The 18,208-nt window shown below is 71.6% G+C and carries 14 protein-coding genes; 7 read left to right on the top strand and 7 right to left on the bottom strand.

The genetic code is table 11. From position 1 onward, the window contains the following. Positions 1–332 precede the first annotated feature (332 nt). The 3 genes from OG622_RS27850 (at position 333) to OG622_RS27860 (ending at position 4,914) form a co-directional block, all read left to right on the top strand. Positions 333–3,011 carry a tetratricopeptide repeat protein gene (locus OG622_RS27850; RefSeq protein WP_371579355.1) on the top strand — a complete coding sequence of 893 codons (2,679 nt, stop codon included), beginning with the start codon at positions 333–335 and terminating at the stop codon, positions 3,009–3,011. 297 nt (positions 3,012–3,308) lie between these two features. Further along, the gene (locus tag OG622_RS27855; RefSeq protein WP_371579356.1) at positions 3,309–4,424 is read left to right on the top strand and encodes an ADP-ribosylglycohydrolase family protein; all 1,116 of its coding nucleotides are present in this window, start codon (positions 3,309–3,311) and stop codon (positions 4,422–4,424) included. A gap of 43 nt (positions 4,425–4,467) precedes the next feature. Next, entirely contained in the window at positions 4,468–4,914 is a 447-nt protein-coding gene (locus OG622_RS27860; protein ID WP_371579357.1) for an N-acetyltransferase family protein, read from the top strand. A gap of 267 nt (positions 4,915–5,181) precedes the next feature. On the opposite strand, the gene OG622_RS27865 is transcribed toward OG622_RS27860, so the two are convergent. Beyond that, positions 5,182–6,051 carry an acyl-CoA thioester hydrolase/BAAT C-terminal domain-containing protein gene (locus OG622_RS27865; protein WP_371579358.1) on the bottom strand — a complete coding sequence of 290 codons (870 nt, stop codon included), beginning with the start codon at positions 6,049–6,051 and terminating at the stop codon, positions 5,182–5,184. 84 nt (positions 6,052–6,135) lie between these two features. Between OG622_RS27865 and cpt the strand changes: the two genes are divergently transcribed. Further along, on the top strand, positions 6,136–6,669 hold the full coding sequence (cpt, locus tag OG622_RS27870) for a chloramphenicol phosphotransferase CPT (protein WP_371579359.1): 534 nt from the start codon (positions 6,136–6,138) through the stop codon (positions 6,667–6,669). A gap of 1 nt (position 6,670) precedes the next feature. Here cpt and OG622_RS27875 read toward each other — a convergent pair whose 3' ends face one another. Continuing rightward, positions 6,671–7,081 carry a winged helix-turn-helix transcriptional regulator gene (locus tag OG622_RS27875; protein ID WP_371579360.1) on the bottom strand — a complete coding sequence of 137 codons (411 nt, stop codon included), beginning with the start codon at positions 7,079–7,081 and terminating at the stop codon, positions 6,671–6,673. A gap of 106 nt (positions 7,082–7,187) precedes the next feature. On the opposite strand from OG622_RS27875, the gene OG622_RS27880 reads away from it, so the two are divergent. Next, the gene (locus tag OG622_RS27880; protein ID WP_371579361.1) at positions 7,188–8,033 is read left to right on the top strand and encodes an NAD(P)H-binding protein; all 846 of its coding nucleotides are present in this window, start codon (positions 7,188–7,190) and stop codon (positions 8,031–8,033) included. 124 nt (positions 8,034–8,157) lie between these two features. Here OG622_RS27880 and OG622_RS27885 read toward each other — a convergent pair whose 3' ends face one another. Beyond that, positions 8,158–9,735, bottom strand: a complete 1,578-nt coding sequence (locus tag OG622_RS27885; protein ID WP_371579362.1) for a sodium:solute symporter family protein — start codon at positions 9,733–9,735, stop codon at positions 8,158–8,160. 259 nt (positions 9,736–9,994) lie between these two features. Beyond that, positions 9,995–10,783 carry an SDR family oxidoreductase gene (locus OG622_RS27890; RefSeq protein WP_371579363.1) on the bottom strand — a complete coding sequence of 263 codons (789 nt, stop codon included), beginning with the start codon at positions 10,781–10,783 and terminating at the stop codon, positions 9,995–9,997. A gap of 140 nt (positions 10,784–10,923) precedes the next feature. Here OG622_RS27890 and OG622_RS27895 point away from each other — a divergent pair, with 140 nt between their 5' ends. Next, positions 10,924–11,781: a hypothetical protein gene (locus tag OG622_RS27895; protein ID WP_371584241.1), complete on the top strand. Its 858-nt coding sequence runs from the start codon at positions 10,924–10,926 to the stop codon at positions 11,779–11,781. Between the two features lie 262 nt (positions 11,782–12,043). Here OG622_RS27895 and OG622_RS27900 read toward each other — a convergent pair whose 3' ends face one another. The 3 genes from OG622_RS27900 to OG622_RS27910 form a co-directional block, all read right to left on the bottom strand. Next, positions 12,044–12,253 (bottom strand): DUF397 domain-containing protein, encoded by a 210-nt coding sequence (locus OG622_RS27900; RefSeq protein WP_371579364.1) that lies wholly within the window; start codon positions 12,251–12,253, stop codon positions 12,044–12,046. Between the two features lie 257 nt (positions 12,254–12,510). After that, complete coding sequence (locus OG622_RS27905; protein ID WP_371579365.1) at positions 12,511–13,380, bottom strand: helix-turn-helix domain-containing protein; 870 nt, start codon at positions 13,378–13,380, stop codon at positions 12,511–12,513. Between the two features lie 457 nt (positions 13,381–13,837). After that, positions 13,838–14,596, bottom strand: coding sequence for a GPP34 family phosphoprotein (locus OG622_RS27910; RefSeq protein WP_319766403.1), 759 nt, complete (start codon positions 14,594–14,596; stop codon positions 13,838–13,840). Positions 14,597–14,859: 263 nt separating this feature from the next. Between OG622_RS27910 and OG622_RS27915 the strand changes: the two genes are divergently transcribed. After that, on the top strand, positions 14,860–18,018 hold the full coding sequence (locus OG622_RS27915; protein WP_371579366.1) for a D-alanyl-D-alanine carboxypeptidase: 3,159 nt from the start codon (positions 14,860–14,862) through the stop codon (positions 18,016–18,018). The last annotated feature ends 190 nt before the right edge of the window (positions 18,019–18,208 follow it).

An 18,208-nucleotide genomic window follows, 5' to 3' on the forward strand; every position in this document is an offset into this window, starting at 1 on the left:
TCAGCGGTGTCCGTGCCCCCTGTGAGCCTCCTCCGGCCCGTGCGACCCACGGGCACGAGGAAGCTCACAGGGGAGGGGACAGTCGAAGGGGTCGAAGGGGTTAAAGGGGCTGCGGAGATCCGGCGGCCGTGCGCTGCTGGCGATGGGGTGTTCCGTGGCGGCCATGGTGGCGACCACGTCCTCAGTGGCGCACGTGGCGGAGAACCTGCCGCCGAAGCAGCCGCTCGTGCAGGATCTGAAGACCGGCGACAAGGCGTGCGGGGCGGGGGAAGGCAAGGCGTTCCGCCGATGGCGGAAAACCGTGGAGAACCGAGGACGGCCGGAGGATACGCATGGGGCGCGCGCAGCCGCCGATTCCGACGATGCAGGAGCTGATCCGGCGGCGCACCCGCCAGGGCTTCGTCGGCCGGAACGCCGAACGGGCCGCGTTCCGCACCAACTTCGACCTGCCCATCGAGGACGAACGGCGCCGCTTCCTCTTCCACGCGCACGGCAACGCCGGTATCGGAAAGACCTTCCTGGTCCGGGAGTTGGAGCAGATCGCCCAGGAGCGCGGGGCCCTCACCGCGTACGTCGACGACAGTGTCGGCAGCACGCCGGAGGCCATGGCCGTGATCGCGGACCGGTTCGCCCGGCAGGGGCGGCGGTTCAAGGAACTGGAACGGCTGCTCACCGCACACCGCGAGCGACGGTACGAGGCCGAACTGGCCGCCGTGGCCCTGTCCGAGCCGGAGGGGCAGCGGGAGGAGGCGGGGCAGCCGAGCGGCACCGGAGCCGCCGAGCCGTCGGCCGCGAGCATGGCCGCCGCGCGGGCGACGCTCGTCGCGCTCGGACTCGTCCCCGTGGTCGGCCCCTTCGCCGGCGCCGTCGATCCGGCCCAACTCGCCCGCCACGCCGACCGGTGGCGGACGGGCCTCGGCTCACGTACGCGCGGCCAGGAGGACGCCGAACTGCTGCTGGCCCCCGAACTCGTGCTCACCCCCGCGCTGTTGGAGGAGCTGACCGGCGCGGCGGCCGAAGCGCCCTGGCTGGTCCTCTTCTTCGACACGTACGAGCGGACCGGCGCCTTCCTCGACCCGTGGCTGCACGACATCGTCTCCGGCGACCGCTACGGCCCCATCCCCGGCAACCTCGTTCTCGTGACGGCGGGGCAGCGCCCCTTCGACGCCGCCCGCTGGGGCGGCCTCACCGACTTCGTCCTCGACCTCCCCCTGCGGCCCTTCACGGAGGTCGAGTCACGCGGCCTCCTCGCGGCCAAGGGCGTGCTCGCCGAGCCTGTCGTCGACGAAGTCCTGCGGCTCACCGGCGGGTTGCCCGTCCTGGTCTCCACCCTCGCCGAGGCCCGCCCCGCCGATCTCGACGACCTCGCCGACGCGGGCGACGCGAGCGCCACGGCCGTGGAGCGCTTCCTGCGCTGGGAGGGGGACCCCGTACGGCGGGCCGCCGCGCTGACCTGCGCGTTGCCTCGGTGGCTGGACGCGGATGTGTTCCGCGTGGCCGTGTCCGACAGGGGCACGGGTACGGGCCCCGGTGCGGACCTCGGCGCGGGTACGGGTGCGAGTGCGGGTACGAGTGCGGACGCGGGCATCGGCGAGGTCCCCGAAGGGCTCTTTGCCTGGCTGCGCGCCCTGCCCTTCGTGACCGATCGCGGGGACCGGGTGGTGTTCCACGACGTCGTACGGGCGCCGATGGTGCGGTTGCAGCGGATGCGGTCGCCCCGGGGCTGGAGCGAGCGGCACCTGCGGCTGGCGGAGACGTTCGCCGGGTGGCGGGCGGAGGCCGAAGTGGGGCTGGAGAGGGAGGAGTTGTGGGGAGGGGCGCGGTGGCGGGAGCTACGGCTGGCCGAGGCGTACCACCGGCTGTGCGCGGGGGAGCGCGGGGCGCTCGCCGGGGTGCTGCGGGACGTCGTGGACGCGTGCGGGGAGGGCACGGCCGTGGCCCGGAGGTGGGCCGAGGCCCTGACGCAGGCGGGGCAGGACGCCGACGCCGAGGACGCGGGCCGCTGGGGGCGGGACCTGGTGGGCGCGCTGGAGCGGGGCGGTGTCCATGACGCGCTGGGGGTGCTGCTGCTCCGGGCCGGTCTCGACGCCCGGCGGGCCGCGTTCGCGCGGGCCCTGCGGGGGCGGGCGCTGCACCGGGACGGGGCGCACGAGCGGGCGGTGGCCGAGTACGACCAGGCCCTCGCCCTCGACCCCGAGTCGGCCACGGCGTGGCAGGGCAGGGCGGTCGCACGGGCGCACGGCGGGGACTACGCCGCCGCCGTGGCCGACCTCGACCGGGCCGACGCGCTCGCCCCCGACGACACCACCACCCTCGTCCTGCGCGGCGACTACCACCGCCTCCTCGGCGACCCCGACGCGGCGGTCGCCGACCTGGACCGGGCGGTCGCCCTCGACCCCGTACGCCGCTCGACCTGGGCCTCGCGCGGTGCCGCCCGGCACGCGCAGGGCCGCCTCGACGAAGCCCTCGCGGACCTGGACCACGCCCTGGAACTGGACGGGGAGTACGTCTGGGCCCTGGTGCGCCGGGCACGCGTACGGCGGTCCCGGGGCGAGCACGAGCGGCAGCTGGCCGACCTGCACCACGCCGTCGCCCTCGACCCGGACGCCCCCTGGGTCCGCTGCGAACGCGGCGACGCCCTGCGCGCCGCCGACCGCGACGAGGAGGCCCTCGCCGACTACGACCGGGCCGTCGAACTCAACCCCCTGTACGCCTCCGCGTACGCCAGCCGGGGCGTCACCCGTTTCAGGCTGGACCGCCACGACGAAGCCCTCACGGACCTCGACGCGGCGGTCGCCCTTCTCCCGGAGTACGCCTGGGCCCTGCGTCACCGAGCCGCGCTCCACCTCGAACGCGGCGACACCGAAAGGGCGTTGGCCGACGCGGGGCGGGCGCGGGCGCTGCGCCCCGACGACCCGTTGATCGCGGACGTGTACGACCGGGCCGACCGGGCCACGGAGGCGGCGGCGGCCCGTCCGGACCGCGCGGCCCGCCCCGACCGTCCGGAGTGAACCAGCGTGAACCGGCGTGAACGGGCGTGAACCGGCGTGAACGGACCGGCGACGGCTGTTGCGCCGGCGCACGGATTCTCCGAGAGTGGGACTCCGGTACGTCATCTGTTCACTTCTGATCGTTCCGCGCTCGGACCGAAATGACCGGTCGCGTATCAAGAGATGTTCAGCGCTCGCCGAGAGTCCTGAATCGACCATTCCTGTTCGATTACAGTGCTGGACTGTCGAGACGTACGGGCGTACGGATGTACTGACGTACTGACGTACGGGCCGGGCAAGGGCCGTGAGGAGGCCGGGGTGGGTGCGACAGCCGGTGCCGTCTGGGGGCGGGTCGAGCAGCAGGACTTCCGCAGCCGGGTGCGCGGAACGCTGCTGGGCGCGGCCGTCGGCGACGCGCTGGGCGCGCCGGTCGACCAGCTCACCCTGGCGCAGATCGGTGAGGCGTACGGCCCGGAGTGGCTGACCGATCTGGCCTCCGCCTACGGCAGACGGGGCGCGATCACCGACCTCACCCAGCTCACCCTGTTCACCGTGGACGGCCTGATCCGCGCCCAGGTCCGCCGCGACACCGGCGTGTGGCACCCGCCGACCGATCTGCACCGGGCGTATGTGCGCTGGGCCGCGACCCAGCGGGACTGGGGCCCCGACGAACGCCGCAAGGACGACGGCTGGCTCGCCCGCGAGGAGTGGCTCTACGCCCGCCGCGACCCCTCCCTCATCTGCCTCCTCGGCTTCGCCGACGGGACCATGGGCACCCTCGACGCCCCCAAGAACCCCGGCGCGTCCGGAGCCGAGGCCGCCGCCCGCTCCGCCCCGTTCGGCCTTCTCGTCGGCTGGGAACCCCAGTTGGTCTTCCAGCTGGCCGTCGAGTGCGCGGCGCAGACCCACGGCGACCCCACCGCCTACCTGTCCGCCGGCTCCTACGCCGTCATCGTCCACGCCCTCGCGCGGGGCGAGAGCCTCGACGCCGCCGTCCAGAAGACCCTGGTGCTGCTGGCCGCCCGCCCCGGCCACCAGTCCGTCTCCGACGCCCTCCAGCAGGCCCTCGCCGCCGTACGCCAGGGCCCGCCGTCCCCGGCCGTGGTCGAGCAGATCGCCGGTGACGGCGCGGCTGCGGGCCTGCTCGCCGTCGCCGTGTACTGCACCCTGGTCGGCGAGGACGTACGCCACGGCCTGTGCCTCGCCGTCAACCACGGGGGCCCCTCGGGAGCCGCCGGTGCCCTGACGGGCGGCCTCCTCGGTGCCCTCCACGGCGAGACCGCCCTGCCGCCCGCCTGGCTCGCGGAACTGGAGGGCCGCCCCACGATCCTCGTCCTCGCCGACGACTTCGCCCTCGAAATGACCCAGGGCCCGTCCCTGCACGCCCCGGGCGGCGCGGTACCGGGGTGGCTGACGCGGTATCCGCGGGCCTGAGGCGGGAGCGCCCCGGCAAGAGGCGAGGGATACCGTGCCGATCATGGTTGACCTGCACATACGCCCGGCCCTTTCGACGGATGTCGAGCCCATCGTCGAGCTGCGCGCCGTGGTCATGCGCCCGGACCTCGAACGTCTCGGCCGCTACGACCCCCACCGCGTCCGTCAACGCTTCCGAGACGCGTTCGACCCGGCCCACACCTGGATCATCGAGGTCAGCGGCGCCTTCGCCGGCTGTGTGGCCCTCCGCCCGACCGCCGAGGCCCACTGGCTGGAGCACTTCTACCTCGCCCCGCATCTCCAGGGCACCGGCATCGGCACAGCCGTACTCCACGACCTCCTCGCCCGCTGCGACCACACCGGCACCCCGGTCCGCCTCAACGTCCTGCGGGGCAGCCCGGCCAGACGCCTCTACGAGCGCCACGGCTTCCGCCTGGACACCGAGGACCCGGTGGACGTGTTCATGGTGCGCACGCCGGGCGGCGAGTGAGGCGGCGACCACGCCTCAGCGACCTGCCGAAACGCTCGTACCGAAGTCCTCATGCCGGGGGCACACCGGGGTTCACCGGGTTTCCTTCCCGACCGCACCAGGACCGCGCCCCCGCAGTACCTACCCGAGTGCGCCTGTCCGGCGTGACGGCGTCAGGTATGCGCCCTGCCCCGTGTCCGCGCGGGGGTCCAGGCTGGATCGCCTACGAGGGGTGGGGGCGTGGGCGAGTGGAAGAAGCGGGCGAGCAGGCGTCGTAGGAAGTGAGCGTCAGTCCTCCGGAGCGCGGAGCGTGCCGAGGATATGGGGCCAGGCGGTCGTGCCCAGGAGGGCGTCGGCTTCGGGGGTGCCGCCGTGCCGGAAGCGAGGGGATGCCGGGGTGGGGCGCTCGCCGGGAAGGCGGGGGCGGTGGCCGGCGCCGGAGTGAGCGATCAGGCGCACGCCCGCCCCGGCGGCGCGGCGGCGCTCCGCCAGTCGCTCGGCCCAGGGCAGGGACGGCCACATCGCGTCGTCGCCGCCCGCCACCAGCAGGAGATCGGCCCGAGCCCTGTCCACGGGGATCTCGGCCGGAGGGAGCAGTTCGGCGAACGTCCGCTCGCTGAGTTCGTACCACCCGCGGACGGCGACCGGGCTGCCGCCGCCCGACTCCGCGGGAGTCCAGGAATCGTCCAGCGGTACGAAGGGCAGGGGCCGTCCCCGCCAGGTCCAGGAGGACCGGTAGGGGCGATGCGCTCCATCCCGGCCCGGTCCCACGTTGCACCAGACCCGGGACGTGGGCGACAGCGCGACGACGGCGTCCACACGTGGTTCGCGCACCGCCGTGAGCAGTGCCGCCTCGGCCCCCTTGGAGGCGCCCAGGATTCCGATGCGTGCCGCCCCGCGCGCCCGGAGGAGGTCGACGGCCGCGGTGAAGGTCTCCAGCGGAACCTCACAGATACCCGGCGGCTGCCCCGGCCCACCGAACCAGCGGATCGCCAGAGCCGTCATGCCCTCCCGGGCGAGAAGGCGCGCCCTCTCCCGCTCGACGCGCCCACTGGAACCCGCCAGGACCAGAACACCGGCACCGCCGCCACGCCTGGGAGCGACCAGGACGCCTTCCCAGGGATCGGTCACCTCGCGCTCGACGACATCGACACCCACGCGCTCCCCCTCCCACCCCGTCGCCCGCCGTATGTCCCCCGAAATGGGTTTCGTGCCGTGCGCGGGGCGCCCTACCGTAGCCCGGTGACCACTCAGATGATCATCCTCAACGGCGGCTCCAGCTCCGGGAAGTCCGGGATCGTACGGTGCCTGCAGGCCGAACTGCCGGACCAATGGCTGGCGTTCGGGGCCGATTCCCTCATCGACGCGATGCCCGCGAGGATGCAGACGTCGGACGGCGGCATCGAGATCTCCGCCGACGGCCAGGTCGGCATCGGGGCGGACTTCCGCGTCCTGGAACAGGCCTGGGCGCAGGGCGTCGTGGCCATGGCCCGCGCGGGCGCCCGCATCATCATCGACGACATCTTCCTCGGCGGAGCGGCCTCCCAGCAGCGCTGGCAGAACATCCTCGCCGACCTGGACGTGCTCTGGGTCGGGGTCCGCTGCGACAGCGCCGTCGCCGCCGGCCGCGAGATCTCCCGGGGAGACCGAGTCCGGGGAATGGCCGCGGCCCAGGCGGGCCTCGTCCACGAGGGCGTGCACTACGACCTGGAGGTCGACACCACCCACAGCGAGTCCCTGACCTGCGCCCGCACGATCGCGGCCCACATCAGCTGACCTACGGCGCGGGCCGGCCCGGTTCGGAGTCGTAGGTCTCGCGGGATCGCTGTACCTCCGGCAGGTGGGCGGTGGACCATTCGGCGAGGTGGGCGAAGAGGGGGGCGAGGCTGCGGCCGAGTTCGGTGATCTCGTACTCGACCCGGGGCGGGACCTCGGGGTGGTAGGTGCGGACGACGAGGCCGTCGCGTTCCAGTTGGCGCAGACGCTGGGTCAGGACCTTCGGCGTGATGCCGGAGACGAGGCGTTCCAGTTCGACGAAGCGCCGACGGCCGTGGGCGTGGAGGCTCCACAGGATCGGTGTGGTCCACCGGCTGAACACGATGTCCACGACCGGGCTGATGGGACAGGCGAGCCGAGGGTCGGTCACCGTGGTCGCGGACGGTGCCCATGGGGCCGAGTCGCCGGTCACCCGTACACATCCCTTCGGGGGAGTCACTTTCCTCTAGGTACCTACTGTATCGCCGCTGTTAGCGTCCCTCTCGTCCCAACAGCAGTGCAACAAAAGGGAGTTACGCATGTACGTCGTGACGGGGGCGACCGGCAACGTGGGCCGGGCGCTCGTACGGACACTCGTGGCGGCCGGTGAGCGGACGACCGCGACGTCGCGGAGCATCGCCGAAGCGGACGTGCCGGACGGCGTCCGGCACCGCCGGGCCGATCTGGCCGACGCGGAAAGTCTCCGTCCGGTGTTCGACGGCGCCACCGGTCTGTTCCTGCAGAACGGCGGACCGAGCGCGCATCTGCTCAGCCCTCAGGACATCCTCGGTGTCGCGAAGGCCGCCGGCGTCGAACGGGTCGTCCTGCTGTCCTCCCAGGGAATCGCCACCCGGCCGGACTCGGCCTCCCACGGCGGCGTCGGACGCGCCATTGAGGACGCCGTACGGCAGTCGGGCCTGGCATGGACGATCCTGCGCCCCGGCGGCTTCCACTCCAACGCCTATGCCTGGGCCGAGTCGGTCCGCACCCGGCGGACCGTCACCGCTCCCTTCGGAGACACCGGCCTGCCGACCGTCGACCCCGCCGACATCGCCGAGGTCGCCGCGGTGGCGCTCCGCGAGGACGGCCACGGCGGCCGGTCCTACGAGCTGACCGGGCCGGCCCCCACCACGCCCCGGCAGCAGGCCGCGGCACTCGGCGACGCCCTCGGCGAACCCGTCCGCTTCGTCGAGCAGACCCGCGAGGAGGCCCGGGCCGCGATGCTGCGGTTCATGCCCGAGCCCGTCGTCGACACCACCCTCGACATCCTCGGCGCCCCGACCCCCGCGGAACGCCTCGTCAGCCCCGACGTCGCCCACCTCCTCGGCCGCCCGCCCCGCACCTTCGCCGCGTGGGCCCGGGAGCACGCCTCCCGCTTCCGGTAGAGGCCCGGTCAGTCCCCGCTCCCAGCCCTCACCCGACAACCCCCGGCCAACAACCCCGAGGGCCGCCCCCGGACACCTCCCGGGCGCGGCCCTCGCGGCCTCGCAGCGAACCTCCGTCGGGTCCTCAGACCCCGCTGGGGCTGGACGCGTCCTTCCCCTGAGCCGGTACGGCGGCAGCGGCTCCGGCGCCGCCCCTGCCGTCCCCGTCGCCGTCCGAGTTGATGATCTCGATGATCGCGAGCCGCTCGGGTGTGTCCTCCGGCTTGATGAAGCCGATGACGATGTACAGCACCAGCGAGACGGCCAGCGGGATGGACACCTGGAACTGCAGCGGCACCCCGCCCTCGACGTTCCAGTTGATCGGGTAGTTCACCAGCCAGAAGGCGAACAGCCCGCACGCCCAGCTCGTGAGCGCCGCCGTCGGCCCCGACCGGCGGAACGGACGCAGCAGACCCAGCATCATCGGGATGGCCATCGGGCCCATGAGCCCGGCGACCCACTTGATGACGACGGTGATGATGTCCTTGAAGGCGGGCGAGTTGACCTGCGTGGCCGCCGCCATCGACAGGCCCAGGAAGACGACCGTCGCGATCCGGGCGACCCGCAGCCCCTGCCCCTCGTTCCACGTCCGCGCCCGGCGCCAGATCACCGGCGCGCAGTCCCGGGTGAAGACGGCCGCGATGGCGTTCGCGTCGGAGGAGCACATGGCCATCGTGTGGGAGAAGAATCCGACGATGACCAGGCCCAGCAGCCCGTGCGGCAGCAGCTGTTCGGTCATCAGGGCGTACGAGTCCGAACCGTCGCCCTTCACCGACGTCACCAGCAGCGGCGACATCCACATCGGGAAGAACAGCACCAGCGGCCAGATCAGCCACAGGGCCGCCGACAGCCGGGCGGAGCGCTCGGCCTCGTACGGGGTCGCCGTGGCCATGTAGCGCTGGGCCTGGTTGAGCATGCCGCCGTTGTACTCGAAGAGCTTGATGAACAGGAACGCCAGGAGGAAGACCGTGCCGTAGGGGCCCACCAGCGGCTCGGCGTGGCCCTTGAGCTCCGGGCGGTCCCAGACGCCGAAGAAGCCGCCGTAGTCGCCCAGTTTGCCCACCACGGCGATGAACATCGCGACACCCGCCAGCAGTTGGATCACGAACTGACCCAACTCCGTGAGAGCGTCCGCCCAGAGGCCGCCGATGGTGCAGTAGACGGCCGTGATCGAACCGGTGATCAGGATGCCCTGGTTCAGGGAGATGCCCGTGAAGACCGACAGCAGGGTCGCGATCGCGGCCCACTTCGCGCCGACGTCCACGATCTTCAGCAGCATGCCGGACCAGGCCAACGCCTGCTGAGTGCCCAGGTTGTAACGGTTCTTCAGGTATTCGAGAGGAGACGCCACATGCAGTCGCGAGCGCAGCCGGTTGATGCGCGGCGCGAACAGTTTGGAGCCGATGGCGATGCCGAGCGCGATGGGGAACGACCAGGTCGCGAAGGACGTGACGCCGTAGGTGTACGCGATGCTCGCGTATCCGGTGAACATCACCGCGCTGTAGCCCGACATGTGGTGCGAGATGCCGGAGAGCCACCAGGGCATTTTGCCGCCGGCGGTGAAGAAGTCGCTGACGTTGTCCACGCGCTTGTGCGACCAGACGCCGATCGCGACCATCACACCGAAGTAGCCGATGAGCACGGCCCAGTCGAGACTGTTCATGGGCCCCCTTCCAGAGTCCGCCGCCAAGGTCAGCCATATGCACGGTCAGGCATGTGAACTCTGGGTTCGGTGGCATGCCCACGGCAAGCAATTGGAAGGTCAAGAGGGGGTAAAGAAGTTCCGAGCAATGACCTCGGTTTATGTATATGAACAGTGAGTGGCCGAAAAGGATCACCTTCGTCCCGGGGTGAGGGCGTCGGAAAGGGCAGGTCAGCCCATTGGTCCAGCCCATTGGTCCAGCCCATCGGTTCAGGGCATTTCAGCGCATCAGTTCACCGGCGTTGACGAGCAGCGACTGGCCGGTGATCGCCCGTGCGCGGTCGGAGGCCAGGAAGACCGCCGCGTCCGCGACGTCCCCGTCCGTGGCCAGCTCCGGCAGTGCCATCCGCTCGGCGAGCCGCGCCAGCACCTCCGCCTCGGGCACGCCCTCACCGTGCGCCGTGAACCGCACGTACGCCTCCACGGGCGGCCCCCACATCCAGCCGGGCAGCACGGTGTTGACCCGTATCCGGTGCGGCCCCAGCTCCCGGGCCAGTGAGTACATCGCGCTCGTCAGCGCGCCCTTGGAGGCCGCGTACGCCGCCTGCCGCACCTGTGAGGGCGCGGCCACCGCCGACTGCGTGCCGATGATGACGACCGACCCGCCGCCCGCCGCCTTCAGGCCGGGCAGGCAGGCCCGGGTCATCCGCAGGGTGCCCAGCAGGTTCACGTCGAGGACCGCCTGCCAGGTGGTGAAGTCGGCGTCCTCCAGGCCTCCGAAGTAGCTGTCCCAGGCCGCCACGTGCACCACCGCGTGCACGCCCCCGAACCGCTCCCGCGCGAGCGCCGCGAGCGCCGTGCACTGCGCCTCGTCGGTGATGTCGGTCGCCCGGTACGCCGTGTGCGTGCCGTCCGGATCCACCTCCGCCGCGGCCTTGGCGAGATTCGCCTCCGTGCGCGCCCCCAGCACGGCGTTCCCGCCGTCCCGTACGACGGCCGCGGCGACCCGCTGACCCAGCCCGGCCCCGACCCCCGAGACGACAACCGTCTTTCCCGCGAGCAGTGACATCGGAGACCTCCCGGCTCTGGCACATTATCTGACGGAGCGTCAGAGTATGGGCGACCGCAGGTGGACGGAAGGGGAGGCGCATGGGCGAGAACAAGCGCATGAGCGAGGGCGAGCGCATGAGCGAGGGCGAGGACAAGCGCATGAGCGAGGGCAGGCGCGGCGGTGAGGACACCCGCAGCGCCGTGTACGCCGACCTGGCCGCCGTCGGCCCGTACGGGGTCCGCCCCGGCCACGCGCTGATCACCATGGTCGAGCCGCACCCGGGCCACGAGTACGCGTACAACCGCTGGTACGAGGACGACCACTACTACGCGGGCGCGATGGCCATGCCGTGGATGTTCTCCGGCCGCCGCTGGGTGGCCACCCGCGATCTCCAACTCCTGCGTACGCCCGAGCGGTCGGCGATCGCCCAGCCGGTCACCGCCGGCTGTTACCTTTCCACGTACTGGATCACCGACGGCCGCTACGACGACCACATGAGGTGGACCGTCGCCATCAACAAGCGGCTGAATCGCGACGCACGCGTCTACCAGGACCGTACGCATGTCTTCACGGCCTTCCAGGACCATGAGGCGACCGTCTACCGCGACGGAGCCGCCGGGCCCCGCGACTTCCACGCACTCGACCACCCGTACGCGGGGCTCGTGCTTCAGGTCATCGACGCCGAAGGGCCCGAGGAGCGGGCCGAGTTGCTGGAGTGGCTGCGGGCCAGGCATCTGCCCAAGCGGCTCGCCGGATCGCCGGCCGCGATGGTCACCGTCTTCCGGCCCACCCCGCTGCCCCTGGACCGGATGTCGTACGTCAAGCAGGTCGAGGGCGTCGACACCCGGCTGACGCTGCTGTGGTTCCTGGAGGCCGACCCGCGCGACTGCTGGGAGGCGTACTTCGGCGGGCTGGGGGAGGCGGTCGCCGAATCAGGGCTGGGGAGGCTGGAGTTGCTGGCACCGTTCGTCCCCACGGTGCCGGGGACGGACAGGTACGTGGACCGGCTGCGGTGATCGCGAGTAGTCCCGAAGTAGTCCCGAGGTGGGCCTGAGGTCATCAGGTGGGCCTGAAGTCATCCCGCAGTGCCCCTCAGTGTCCCTGTGGCGCCCCGGTGGTGCCCCTGTAGTGCCTCTCGTGCCCCTCGCGGCCCCGGTGCGGTGGGGGGCAAAAGCCGAGCCCCCTCGGCCAGGACGGCGGGCCGGTCGAGAGGGCTCTATCAGTAGGTGTAGGTGAAGTTGGGGTGATGGTGATGGTGACGGTCGTGGTGAACCATGGTCACGCGAGGTCGAAGGCTCCCCGGCCGACCTCGGCCACGAAGGCGCTCCACGAGTCGGCGGGGAACGCCAGCGTCGGACCGTTGGAAACCTTGGAGTCGCGCACGGACAGGGCCGAGACGACGGGGGACTTGACCTCGACGCACGCGCCGTTCCCCGTGGAGTAGGACGACTTGATCCACGTGTCCTGGGCGCCTTGCTGAATTGCCATTTCTGCTCCGCTTGCCGGTTGGTCGGTGAGTGCTGTCGCCGAACCGTGGAATGGTGCTGTCCGTCTCCGGACTCCACGGTTCGGTTTGCGCCAAGGTCGTTGATTTCCTTGGCGTGATCGACGCTACTCGCCAACATCGGCTGACGAAGCGACTATTCACTCGGGTGGGTGGCATATTCCATGAGGGTCTTCCCTCCGAGTGTGTCGATGGTGTATCTTCCGGCCCCTTCAGTCCCATTGGGGCTTGAAGCAAGGGTTCAGCGCGGCCGGAGTTCCGCGTACTCCTTCGCGATGTCCGCGATGCACTGGCGGGACTGATCCACATTCAGGGCCTGCGCCCTCAAGTGCTCGTACATGACGCTGTACTTCTGGACGTCGGCGGGCTTCTCCAGGTACAGGTCGCTGGTGACACCCTCGATATAGACGACGCTGGAATCCGACGCGTCCGGGAATTCGAGAATCGCGTACTGCCCGTTCAGACCGGGATGCGCGCCCATGTCGAAGGGGATCACCTGCACGGTGACGTGCGGGAGCTGGGACTGCTCGACCAGGTGCTCCAACTGCTCGCGCATGAGGGAGCGATTGCCCACGACACGGCGCAGCGCGGACTCGTCGAGGACCGTCCACAGCCGCAGGGGGCTCTCCGGTGCGGAGATACGTTCCTGTCGCCTCAGCCGTACCTGGACCCGCTTGTCGATGTCGCCGGGTGTCGTCTCGGGCAGCGCGCCCGCGATGAGCGCCTCGGCGTACGGGCGGGTCTGCAGCAGCCCGGGGACGACCTGGGGGTCGTAGACGCGCAGGCTGGCCGCGTCGGTCTCCAGACCGATGTAGACGCTGTACGGGACGTCGCCGAAGGCGTGCCACCAGCCCTGCTGGCGGGAGTCCTTGGCCATCTGCATCAGTGAGTCGACGACCCGCTGGTCCTCGACCTCGTAGACCCCGCAGAGATCGCGGACGTCGCGCTGGCTGATGCTGCGGCGGCCGTTCTCCAGGCGGCTGATCTTCGACTGGGAGACCAGCAGCCGCTCGGCGACCTCCTCGGCGGTCATGCCCTTGAGCTCGCGGAGCCGACGTAGCTCCTGGCCCAACCGGCGTCGCCTGACAGTGGGATTGACATTGGACGCCACGGGACGTGCACCTCCGGCTGCGTGCCTCTACTTTGTGTATCTGCTGTTGAGCAGATTGCCACCAAGGTGCCGAGTACCGCTGGAAAACATCGGATATGCGCTGCGCACGCGCCGTTTACGCCGGTGATTTTCCGCCGTGGAGGGATCTACGCCGCATGTACGCGAACATGCGGTCGCGCGGGGCGTGTGCGGCCGTATGTACGGCCGCACACGCCCCGCGCGAACCTGCGGCTCCCGAACCGGGTCCTGGGGTCCCTTGCGGTGGTTCGGCGCCGGCGGTGCGAACAAGCAGTGCGAGTGACGCGTCGCGAAGCATCGTGGAGCGTCGCGAAGCGGGTGATGCGCGTGACGCACGTGGTGCGGTGGGGTCGGGACCCGCGGCTCTGGGGTCCGGCTCCCACGCGCACCTCTGTGCCTCAGCGCGTGCTTCGCGTACTTCGAGTGCCGAGCGTGCGTCTCAGTGCGCCACTACGCGGGCCATCGAGCCGCGGCGTGGCTGCATCGGAACGCCGCGCGCGGGTTCCGGTGCGGGTGGCCTGGCGCCGGGGGCGGCCTGACGGCCGGTCGGTGCCGGGCTGCGGCGTGGCTGTGCGGCCACGCCGTTCTGCACGTCCATGACGGCGTGGGCCACCAGGCCACCCATGGGGTCGTGCCGGATCAGGTCCCGCAGCCGGGAGCGGGACGAGCGTCCCTCGTTCCCCGGATACAGGTGCTTGCCCAGTCCGACCGCGTGCGCCAGGGCGGCGAGCGCCGCGGTCCGCGGGTCCGGCGGGACGCCGGTGCGGATCGCGGAGTCCAGCCGGGCTCGGATCTCCCGGCTGATCTCGGTCTGACTCGACTGATAGCGAGTCGTCGGAAGCACTCCGCACATCTGGCCCGCCACGGCATGCACCATGCCGCACCGCTCCAGATGCGAGAGGTAGATCTGGCGTAGCCCGAGACGCGGCCCGCCTATCCAATGGACCGCCCGTACGGGAGCGCCACGCCTTCGCAGCAACTCCAACGCGCAGTCCAGAGTCGGATCTCCAGTCGGCCGTGGGGACACCACGGCGATACGATCCCCGTCTGGGGCTATCCGTCCGGCCAGCGCCAGCTCCACTAGCTGTGCTCCGGCCAGACCAAGGTCGAGCGACTGCGGCTGTGCGGTGGTACCCGTGGCCGGGTCCAACGCCAGCAGCAAAAGCTCTTCCGGAATCGTTCTGCGGCTCCTGCCCATCCATGCCTCCCCGCGTGGATGAATGACAGGGTGACCCCTCTCACATCGGTCTGTCGAGGGTGCGTGACCGGAATGTTGTGGAACCGATAGGTATGTCGTTCTCGTCTACCGCAGGGGTTAAGCCCGCACACAGGACACTGGTACATGGTTCGGACACCGGCGCGGCGCGGGGGTGCCTGGGGTGACTAGTGTCCGGGCGGCGGGTTTCACGGTTCGGTTGGGCGCGCGCTCCTAGGACGGGCGGCGCGCGGGAGGAGGCATCGGTGGCGGGCACGTCCCCCGACAGGTCGAAGCGGTACGAGTCGTCGACGGAGTCGGCACCGGGGAGCGAGCCACCGATTCCGGCCCCCGGCCCCGCGAAGTCATCCCCGGATCCTCGCCTCGCGATGTCCCGGGACTCCGCGCCGAAGGTCGACCAGGCGACAGCGGTCTTCTCCCGCCGGGCGCTGCTGGAGGCGGCGGAGGCGGAGGGCCTGAAGCTGGACGACGCCGCCGAGACGGACTCGGACGCGGGTGTGGGTGCGGCGAAGCCTGCGGGGCGGAAGACTTCCGGGTCGGAAGCTGCCGGGTCGGAGACGGACGAGCCGGAGACGGACGAGCCGGACACCGGTCGGGCTGACGGGGCCGGAGCTGGAGGCTCGGACGAGGCTCGTCCGGACGCTGGGGGCTCGGACGCCGAATCGGGTGACGATGGGGCGGACGCCGAGGGCTCGGGCGCTGGTTCGCGCGACGCCGGCTCGGACGCCGGGGGCTCGGACGCGGGCGATGCCGAGACGGATGCCGACTCCGGCGACGGTGAGGGTCCCGAGGGCGCCGCGAAAAGCCAGGACGGCTCCACGGAGGCGCGGGCCGACGCCGAGGAGACCGACGAGGCCGAGGACGACCAAGGCGCGACCGAGCACGAGGACGCGGACGAGGCCGCCTCCGGCAGAGAGCCGACGGCTGGGGCGGACGCCGAGGACGGCGACACCGACCCGCGCGAGGAGGGCGCCACTGCGCCCACCCGTGCCGCCCCAGGGGCACGACTGCCCGCAGCTCGGGCGGGAGAGGACGCGGTCCCCGAGACGGACGCGGAAGCGGGCACGGGAGTCCCCGAGGACGCGGTCCCTGAGGTCGGCGCAGAAGCCGGCACCGGAGTCCCCGAGGACGCGGTGACGGGTGCGGAGGCTGGCACCGAGGCCCATGACGACGCCGTCCCCGAGGTCGGCGCGGAAGCGGGCACCGGAGCCCCGGAGGACGCGGTCCCCGAGAGGGACGCGAAAGCGGGCACGGGAGTCCCGGAGGACGCCGTCCCCGAAGACGGCACCGAGGCCGCCGCCGGGGCCCAGGGCGACGCTGTCCCCGAGGTCGGTGCGGACGCGGGCACCGGAGCCCCGGAGGACGCGGTCCCCGAGACGGATGCGGAAGCGGGCACGGGAGTCCCGGAGGACGCCGTCCCTGAGCTCGGCGCGGAAGCGGGCACCGAGGTCCCGGAGGACGCGGTCCCCGAGGCCAACGCGGAAGCCGCCACGGAAGTCCCGGAGGACGCCGTCCCCGAGACGGCCGCGGAAGCCGGCACCGAAGGCCCGGAGGACGCCGTCCCCGAGCTCGGCACCGAGGCCGCGGCCGGGGCCCAGGGCGACGCCGTCCCCGAGGCTGCTCACGCCGGCGGCGAGCCGGATGACGCCGACGATGAAGGCGTCCCGCAGGGGCCGCCCGCGGTCGACGACGGCAGTCGTGCGGGTGGGGCTGTGGATCAGCCGACCGCGATCTTCCGGGCGCCCCGGCCGCCCTCCCTGGATCACCCCACCACCATGCTGAAGCTGGGCGGCGGCGCCACCAAGCCCACCGCACCAGCCGAGCCCACCGCACCCGCCGAAGCCGACGACCAGTCCAGCCGTGCCGACAAGTCCGAGCGCGCCGACGGCGAGGCGAAGGGTGAGGCCGAGGGTGCCGGTGCCGTGGGCAGGGGCGGCACCACGGATTCCGCGCCGCCGGCCGAACGCACCAGCAAATTCGTCGCGCTGAAGCCGCTGGACGAGCACGCCCCGCCCAAGCCTCCGGCGCCCGCGCCCGACAGCCCCGCCGTCAGTCCGGCGGAGGCGACGCGGGCCATCCCGCAGGTGGGCCCGGAGCGGACGACGCAGCAGCCGTTGCCGCCGAAGCCGCCGCTGGACCTGCTGGCGGAGCTGACGAACACGCCGCCCCCGCGCCAGACCCCCGTGCGGACGATCATCCGCCGGGTCAAGATCTGGACGCCCCTGGCCATCCTGCTGGTGATCGCGTTTGCGGTCGCACAGTCTTTCCGTTCGCTGCCCGCCCCCACGCTCGCACTGACCGCCAACGAGTCGTACGCGTTCAAGGGCGACAAGGTCGACCTGCCGTGGCCCGCCGAGGGTCAGGGCTGGATGGACGTCAACGGCATCGGCACGATGGACAGCTTCGGCGACCAGAAGCCCGTGGCCATCGGCTCCGTCGCCAAGGCGATGACCGCGTACGTCATCCTCAGGGAACACCCGATGAAGGTCGGTGAGAAGGGCGAGACGATCCCCGTCGACGCCAAGGCGGAGACCGAGGGCGGCTACGACAAGGACGGCGAGTCCACGCTCAACACCGTCAAGGAGGGCGACCAGCTCTCCCAGTACGACGCGATCGCGGCCATCATGATTCCGTCCGCGAACAACATCGCGCGGCTGCTGGCCCGTTGGGACAGCAACGGTTCGGAGGAGGCGTTCGTCAAGAAGATGAACGCCGCCGCCAAGGACCTCGGCATGACCAACACCACGTACACCGACCCCTCCGGGCTGAAGGAGACGACCGTCTCCACCGCCGAGGACCAGGTCAAGCTCGGCAACGCGCTGGTGCGGATGAAGGCCCTCACCGACATCACCAAGCTGCCCGAGTGGAAGGACCCCTCGGGCCTGAAACACCGGAACTACAACACCCTCGTCCCCTACGACAACGCCATCGGCATCAAGACCGGCTCCACCACGGCCGCCGGCGGCAACCTCCTCTTCGCGGCCACGAAGGAGGTCGGCGGTGAGACGGTGATCGTCGTCGGCGCGGTCCTCGGCCAGCACACGCCGCCGATCATCGACACGGTCAACGCGGTCAGCAAGACCGCGATGGTCGCCGCCCAGGAGGCGCTGGCCTCCGACGCGATCCTGAAGAAGGGTGACGTCGTCGGCTACGTCGACGACGGGCTCGGCGGGCAGACCCCGGTCGTGGTCACGAAGAACGTCTCGGCGGTCGGCTGGGCCGGCAAGACGGTGAAGCTCCAACTCGACCCGAGCGCCACCATCCCGCACCAGGCGAAGCCGGGCACCGAGGTCGGCTCACTGATCGTCGGCGACGGCGCCGGTTACGGCGTGGAGGTACCGGTCGCCCTCCAGGAGACCCTCGCCGAGCCCGACTTCCTCACGAAGCTGACCCGCGTCAGCTGACCGGCGTGCACTGACCGGCAAGCCCCGACCGGCCCACGGTCGTCGGCCGACGACCGCCGGCCCACGACGAAGCGCTCCTTGCGACCCCATGGCCGCAAGGAGCGCTTCGTCGCTGTGCGGTGCGCCTTGGCGCCCGACACGCACCCGTCCTCCCCGTCCTATCCGCTCTCCCCGTCTCCCCGCTCTCCCC

It is taken from the genome of Streptomyces sp. NBC_01314 (assembly GCF_041435215.1).
Lineage (GTDB): Bacteria > Actinomycetota > Actinomycetes > Streptomycetales > Streptomycetaceae > Streptomyces.